The sequence below is a fragment of the Streptomyces sp. ISL-94 genome (assembly GCF_018614075.1).
Classification (GTDB): Bacteria; Actinomycetota; Actinomycetes; order Streptomycetales; family Streptomycetaceae; genus Streptomyces.
The window spans coordinates 43,321-49,573 of the sequence record NZ_JAGGOZ010000048.1 but is presented as its reverse complement, the minus strand read 5'-3'; the positions used below and the strand labels follow the sequence as shown (position 1 = coordinate 49,573).

6 protein-coding genes are annotated in these 6,253 nt (G+C 70.8%); 3 read left to right on the top strand and 3 right to left on the bottom strand.

Translation table 11 applies throughout. From position 1 onward, the window contains the following. Positions 1 to 14: 14 nt before the first annotated feature. Entirely contained in the window at positions 15 to 806 is a 792-nt protein-coding gene (locus tag J7E94_RS17385; RefSeq protein ID WP_215016367.1) for a metal-dependent hydrolase, read from the bottom strand. A 145-nt stretch (positions 807 to 951) separates the two neighbouring features. Here J7E94_RS17385 and J7E94_RS17380 point away from each other — a divergent pair, with 145 nt between their 5' ends. From J7E94_RS17380 to J7E94_RS17370, 3 genes are all read left to right on the top strand, one after another. Next, the gene (locus J7E94_RS17380; protein ID WP_215016366.1) at positions 952 to 3,474 is read left to right on the top strand and encodes an RNA helicase; all 2,523 of its coding nucleotides are present in this window, start codon (positions 952 to 954) and stop codon (positions 3,472 to 3,474) included. Between the two features lie 79 nt (positions 3,475 to 3,553). Beyond that, positions 3,554 to 4,468, top strand: a complete 915-nt coding sequence (locus tag J7E94_RS17375; RefSeq protein WP_215016365.1) for an acyl-CoA thioesterase II — start codon at positions 3,554 to 3,556, stop codon at positions 4,466 to 4,468. 8 nt (positions 4,469 to 4,476) lie between these two features. After that, positions 4,477 to 4,878, top strand: coding sequence for a YchJ family protein (locus tag J7E94_RS17370; RefSeq protein WP_215016364.1), 402 nt, complete (start codon positions 4,477 to 4,479; stop codon positions 4,876 to 4,878). Here J7E94_RS17370 and J7E94_RS17365 read toward each other — a convergent pair. Beyond that, on the bottom strand, positions 4,842 to 5,714 hold the full coding sequence (locus tag J7E94_RS17365; RefSeq protein ID WP_215016363.1) for a DUF6397 family protein: 873 nt from the start codon (positions 5,712 to 5,714) through the stop codon (positions 4,842 to 4,844). The genes J7E94_RS17370 and J7E94_RS17365 overlap by 37 nt on opposite strands. A gap of 93 nt (positions 5,715 to 5,807) precedes the next feature. Continuing rightward, positions 5,808 to 6,206, bottom strand: a complete 399-nt coding sequence (locus J7E94_RS17360; protein ID WP_215016362.1) for a roadblock/LC7 domain-containing protein — start codon at positions 6,204 to 6,206, stop codon at positions 5,808 to 5,810. Positions 6,207 to 6,253: the final 47 nt, after the last annotated feature.

Below are 6,253 nucleotides of genomic sequence, written 5' to 3'. Positions count from 1 at the left end.
TTCCGGCCACAGCACTAGACGAAGCCGAGGGCGGAGGCGCCGCCAAAGCCGCCCAGCAGGACGAACACCGGCATGAGGACCTTCAGCTCCACCCAGCTGCCGGCGCGGAAGCGCATCAGCTTCGGCGGGCCGATCGGGTACCAGCGCTTGCCGGCGATCGGGAGGGGCCACAGGACCGGGCAGCCGGAGACGGTCAGGGCGTCGCCGATGTCGTGGACGAGCGCGCCGAGCACGATCGGCAGGCCCAGCCAGAGGTACTCCTGCCCGGGCTCGCCGAACAGCCAGCCCGCGCCGTTGCCGGGCTGGTCCAGCACCCCGGCCAGGATCCACGCGCTGGTCGCTCCGAGCAGCCAGACCAGGACGTCGCTGGACATCCGGGCAGCCCGCCACAGCAGGCCTTCCACGGCCAGGACCAGGTGGACGAAGAGCAGCGCGAGCACGCCCCAGCGGTCGGCGGTCACGGCGAGCACGGAGGCGCCGCCGCCGATCAGGACGGCCCACAGCCAGGTGTGCGTCAGCGTGCGGTGGCCCCCGGTGCGGCGGGCGTCCCTCGGCGAGCGGGTGGCCTTGTAGACGGCGTAGGAGATCTTGTCGACCACCTCGCACAGGCCGCGGGAGAGCGGTCCGAAGGCGCGCGAGATCGTCGCCGACTTGTGGTCGAGGTCGGGGGCGAGGGCGGCTCCCGCGCAGATCAGCGCGCCGACGACGAGGACCGGCCACGGCATGGGGTGTCCGGCGGCCGCAGTCGCCGCACCCACCCCCAGCCAGGCCGCTGCCCCTGACAGTGAGTGCGCCGGACCCATCATGGTCGTTGCCCGCCCCGGTTCTGTGGTGCTCAGGCCCCGTTGAAGGTTTCGTTCGGGCCGCGTCGACGGCACAGCGTACCGTCGATGATCTTCCTTCCATCCGCCGGTTCCCTGATCCGGGGGGAAGCCAGGCAAGATGGGGGGTGTGACCCTCATTGATCAGCTCCCGCCGAACGCCGACCCCGATGCCCTCTTCGAGGCTTTCTCCTCGTGGGCGGAGGACCAGGGCATCACCCTGTACCCGGCTCAGGAGGAGGCACTGATCGAGGTCGTCTCCGGGGCGAACGTGATCCTGTCCACCCCGACCGGCTCCGGCAAGAGCCTGGTCGCGGCGGGTGCGCACTTCACGGCCCTGGCCCAGGACAAGGTCACCTTCTACACCGCCCCGATCAAGGCGCTGGTGTCGGAGAAGTTCTTCGACCTGTGCAAGCTCTTCGGCACCGAGAACGTCGGCATGCTGACCGGTGACGCTTCCGTGAACGCGGACGCGCCGGTGATCTGCTGCACCGCCGAGGTCCTGGCCTCCATCGCCCTGCGCGACGGCAGGCACGCCGACATCGGCCAGGTCGTGATGGACGAGTTCCACTTCTATGCCGAGCCGGACCGCGGCTGGGCGTGGCAGATCCCGCTGCTGGAGCTGCCGCAGGCGCAGTTCATCCTGATGTCGGCGACCCTCGGCGACATGAAGCGGTTCGAGGAGGACCTGACCCGGCGCACCGGCCGGCCCACCTCGTTGGTCCGCTCCGCGACCCGTCCCGTCCCGCTGTCGTACGAGTACGTGACCACGCCGATCACCGACACGATCACCGAGCTGCTGGAGACCCGGCAGGCTCCCGTCTACATCGTGCACTTCACGCAGGCGCAGGCCGTCGAGCGGGCCCAGTCGCTCATGAGCATCAACATGTGCACCCGCGAGGAGAAGGACAAGATCGCCGATCTGATCGGCAACTTCCGCTTCACCACCAAGTTCGGCCAGAACCTCTCCCGCTACGTCCGGCACGGCATCGGCGTGCACCACGCCGGCATGCTGCCCAAGTACCGCCGCCTGGTCGAGAAGCTCGCCCAGGCCGGCCTGCTGAAGGTCATCTGCGGAACGGACACCCTCGGCGTCGGGGTCAACGTCCCCATCCGCACCGTGCTGTTCACCGCGCTCACCAAGTACGACGGCAACCGGGTCCGCACCCTGCGCGCCCGCGAGTTCCACCAGATCGCCGGCCGCGCCGGCCGGGCCGGCTTCGACACGGCGGGCTATGTGGTCGCCCAGGCGCCCGAGCACGTCATCGAGAACGAGAAGGCGCTCGCCAAGGCGGGCGACGACCCGAAGAAGCGCCGCAAGGTGGTGCGCAAGAAGGCTCCCGAGGGCTTCGTCGCCTGGTCGGACATCACCTTCGAGAAGCTCATCGCCGCCGACCCGGAGGCGCTGACCTCGCGCTTCAAGGTCACCAACATCATGCTGCTGTCGGTCATCGCCCGGCCGGGCGACGCCTTCCAGGCGATGCGCCGCCTCCTGGAGGACAACCACGAGCCGCGCAAGGCCCAGCTGCGGCACATCCGCCGCGCCATCGCGATCTACCGCTCGCTGCTCGACGGCGGCGTGGTCGAGAAGCTCGACACCCCGGACGCGGAGGGCCGCACGATCCGGCTCACCGTCGACCTCCAGCAGGACTTCGCGCTCAACCAGCCTCTGTCCACCTTCGCGCTCGCCTCCTTCGAGCTGCTGGACCCGGAGTCCCCCTCCTACGCGCTGGACATGGTGTCCGTCGTGGAGTCCACGCTGGACGACCCGCGCCAGATCCTGGCCGCCCAGCAGAACAAGGAACGGGGCATCGCCGTCGGCCAGATGAAGGCCGACGGGATCGAGTACGAGGAGCGGATGGAGCGGCTCCAGGACGTCACCTATCCCAAGCCGCTGGAAGAGCTGCTCTTCCACGCCTATGACGTCTATGCCAAGAGCCACCCGTGGGTCCGCGACCACCCGGTCTCCCCGAAGTCGATCATCCGTGACATGTACGAGCGCGCGATGACCTTCACCGAGTTCACCTCCTTCTACGAGCTGGCCCGCACCGAGGGCATCGTGCTGCGCTACCTGGCCAGTGCGTTCAAGGCGCTGGACCACACCATCCCCGACGACCTCAAGTCCGAGGACCTCCAGGACCTGATCGCCTGGCTCGGCGAGCTGGTCCGCCAGGTCGACTCGAGCCTGCTGGACGAGTGGGAGCAGCTGGCGAACCCGGAGGTGGAGACGGCGGAGCAGGCCCAGGAGAAGGCCGACCAGGTCAAGCCGGTCACGGCCAACGCACGCGCCTTCCGCGTCCTGGTCCGCAACGCCATGTTCCGCCGGGTGGAGCTGGCAGCCCTCGACCACGTCAACGTGCTGGGCGACCTGGACGCCGAGTCCGGCTGGGACGCCGACGCATGGGGCGAGGCCATGGACGGCTACTGGGACGAGTACGACGACCTGGGCACCGGCCCCGACGCGCGCGGCCCCAAGCTGCTCCAGATCGAGGAGGACCCGGCGCACGGCCTGTGGCGCGTCCGGCAGACCTTCGCCGACCCCAACGGGGACCATGGCTGGGGCATCAGCGCCGAGGTCGACCTCGCGGCCTCCGACGAGGAGGGCCGGGCGGTCATCCGGGTCACCTCCGTCGGCGAACTCGGCGCGCTCTGACCGCATCCCGTATTCCGCCGGACCCGCCGGCGCCCGCATCCCGCGGGCGCCGCCCGGACCTGACAGTGGAGAACCTCTGATGACGAACCCCGCCGAGAGACTGGTCGATCTGCTCGATCTGGAACAGATCGAGGTCAACATCTTCCGCGGCGCCAGCCCCCAGGAGTCCCTCCAGCGCGTCTTCGGCGGCCAGGTCGCCGGCCAGGCGCTGGTGGCCGCCGGCCGCACCACGGAGAGCGACCGCCCCGTCCACTCCCTGCACGCGTACTTCCTGCGCCCCGGCATTCCCGGGGTGCCGATCGTGTACCAGGTGGAGCGGGTGCGCGACGGGCGGTCCTTCACCACGCGCCGTGTCACCGCGGTCCAACAGGGCAAGACGATCTTCAATCTCACCGCCTCCTTCCACCATCCGGAGGAGGGCAGCATCGAGCACCAGCTGCCTTCCCATCACGTTCCTCATCCGGACACGCTCCCCAAGGTCGCGGACGAGATCCGCGAGCACCTGGGCGCCATGCCCGAGGCGCTGGAGCGGATGGCCCGCCGCCAGCCCTTCGACATCCGGTACGTCAACCGGCTGCGCTGGACCCCTGAGGAGCTCAAGGGCGCCGATCCCCGCAGCGCGGTGTGGATGCGGGCGGTCGGCCCGCTGGGCGACGACCCGCTCGTGCACACCTGCGCCCTCACCTACGCCAGTGACATGACCCTCCTCGATGCCGTGCGCATCCCGGTGGAACCCCTGTGGGGGATGCGCGGATTCGACATGGCGAGCCTCGATCACGCCATGTGGTTCCACCGGCCGTTCCGGGCGGACGAGTGGTTCCTGTACGACCAGGAGTCCCCCATCGCGCACGGCGGCCGGGGCCTGGCCCGCGGCCGCATCTACGACCTTGAGGGCAGGCTGCTGGTCTCCGTGGTCCAGGAAGGCCTCTTCCGCCCGTACGCCGCCAAGCCGTCCCAACCGGCCCAGCCGGCCACGCCCTCCCCCGAGAACTGAGCACGCCCATGCCCACCCCGGCCCTCCCCTGTCCTTGCGGGCTGCCCGCCGCCTACGCCGAGTGCTGCGGCCGCTTCCATTCCGGCGCGCAGCAGGCGCCCACCGCCGAGCGGCTGATGCGCTCGCGCTTCAGCGCCTTCGCCGTCGGCGACATGGCCTACCTGATGCGCTCCTGGCATCCCTCCACCCGCCCGGCCCGGCTCGACCTGGATCCCGGCCAGCGCTGGGAGCGGCTGGAGATCCTCGCCACCGAACGCGGCGGGATGTTCGAGACGGAGGGCTCGGTGGAGTTCCGGGCGCACTACAGCGAGGGAAGGCACACCGGCTCACTGCACGAGCACAGCAGCTTCTCCCGGGAGAACGGTGCCTGGGTCTACGTCGGCCCCCTCTCGCCCGTCGACTTCGACTGACCGCGCGCCCCGGTCAGCGCGAAGTCCAGGCTGGTGCGGTACCAGTGGACCTCCTCCGGCGGCTCGGCCTTCAGGAGCCGAAGCGCCACGGCCGCGGCCGCCGGCATCTGCGGGTGCCCGTACGGCGGGGGCGGAGCGAGCGCGGCCAGGACGATCCGCTCCGCCGGGTCGGGCACGGCCCGGCGCAGCTCCTCCTCCGGCAGCACCGAGGCCAGTACCGCCGCGCGCTCCCAGGGGTCGGCGGTGCGTCTCAGCAGGAGCCCGACGTGCCGCCCGCGCCACTTGAGCGGGCGCAGATCCTCCCCGGCCGCCATCAGCTCCCGGTCCGGCGGGGGTGCGATCCCGCGCAGCATCATCGGCTCCCGCGCCGCGAACTCCCTTAGCTCCGCAGCGAGATAGAGCCACACCACGGCCCGGTACCGGTTGATCCGATAGGCCACCGGGGTGATGTGGCCGCAGCGCGTGAGCCGGGTGAAGCGGCTCGGCCCGACCCCCACCACCTCGGCCGCCGCCTGCGCTCCGGCCACGGTCTCGACCCGGTCGCGCAAGGCGCCCGGCCGATCCTCCGCGGACCTGACCCGCTCCAGCTCGGCCCGTGCGTAGCGCGCGGCCCCGCCGGACGCCGGCGGCCCGGCGCGCACGATCCCCAGTTGGACGGCCCGGGCGAACTCGCCCCGGCTCAACACCAGTTCCTCGGCGGCTTGCGCCCCGCCCACCAGTACATCCACGGGGACATCGGCCTCCGCGGCCACGCCGTCCCGCTGTACGGTCCCCGGCCGCGTCGGCGTTCGGGTCGGCGTTCGGGTCGTCGTTCGTGTCGTCATCTGGGTCGTCATGACAGTCCTCCCCCACGAGCAGTGATTACTCTGTGTGAAGACCGTAACTCAGCGCAACGACGCCCTGCGAGACCTGTGGATAACTCCAGGACCTCAGCCGCCGGTGACGCGACGCTCCGCGACCCCCAGGTGCTCGCCCACCCGGTTGACCAGCAGTGTCATCTCGTACGCGACCTGGCCGATGTCCGCTTCGGACGCGCTCAGCACGCACAGGCAGCTTCCCGCGCCCGCCGCCATGACGAAGAGGACCCCTTCGTCGTACTCGACCATCGTCTGCCGGACCTCCCCGGCCCTGAAGTGCCGCCCGGAGCCCTTGGCGAGGCTCTGCAGCCCGGCGGCGACCGCCGCCAGATGCTCCGAGTCCTCCCGCGCCAGCCCCGCGCTCGCGCCCGTCACCAGGCCGTCGTTGGACAGCACCACCGCATGCCGCACCTGCTGGACCCTGCGTGTCAGGTCGTCCAGCAGCCAGTCGAGCTGCTTGTCCAGTGCCATTCCCAGCCCCTCCCGGTCGACCCGGCCGACGTGGCCGCGCCTCACCC